The following is a 602-nucleotide window of genomic DNA, read 5'->3' on the forward strand; positions in this document are numbered from 1 at the left end:
GGCGATCCTGGTCCGCGCGCTCGAGCAGGCGAACGGAGTCCGGACCGACGCGGCCAAGCTCCTCGGCACCACCTTCCGCTCGCTGCGCTACCGGCTGGCGAAGTACGCCATCGGCGACAGCGACAGCGAGTGACGGGAATCGGCAGCTCGAGCGCCCCGCACCCCCTGTGCCAGCGGGGTGTGAAGATTGCATGATATCTTCCACCGGAGGTTTGCCATGAGATTCGCGAAGCAGGGATTCACGCTGATCGAGCTGATGATCGTGGTCGTGATCATCGGCATCCTGGCCGCCGTCTCGATCCCCAGCTTTTCGAACTACCTCAACCGTTCGAAGACGGCGGAGGCGGTGACCTTCCTCGGCGAGATCCGACAGCGCCAGGAGGCCTACCGCGCCGAGTTCGGGCAGTACTGCTCCGCTTCCGCGGCCCCGGGGACCGGGATCAGCGGCGGGGCGTGGAACCCGAGCGCCCTTCCGGCCGGCGGCAACCGCATCTCGTGGGGCACCACCGCGGGGTGGGACCAGCTCGGCGCGGCGCCCGACGGGCCCAGCCTCTTCCAGTACCGGACGACGGCTGGTCCGCCCGGCACCAACCCGGGCGTGC

Annotated in this window: 2 protein-coding genes; both read left to right on the top strand. The window is 69.3% G+C overall.

The annotated features are described in order from the left end of the window. Nucleotides 1-133: helix-turn-helix domain-containing protein (locus KDM41_18560; GenBank protein ID MCB1185427.1), on the top strand; the 133-nt coding region annotated here is incomplete at its 5' end. An 84-nt stretch (nt 134-217) separates the two neighbouring features. Next, nucleotides 218-602: prepilin-type N-terminal cleavage/methylation domain-containing protein (locus KDM41_18565; GenBank protein MCB1185428.1), on the top strand; the 385-nt coding region annotated here is incomplete at its 3' end.

Source organism: bacterium (genome assembly GCA_020440705.1).
GTDB lineage: Bacteria > Krumholzibacteriota > Krumholzibacteriia > LZORAL124-64-63 > LZORAL124-64-63 > JAGRNP01.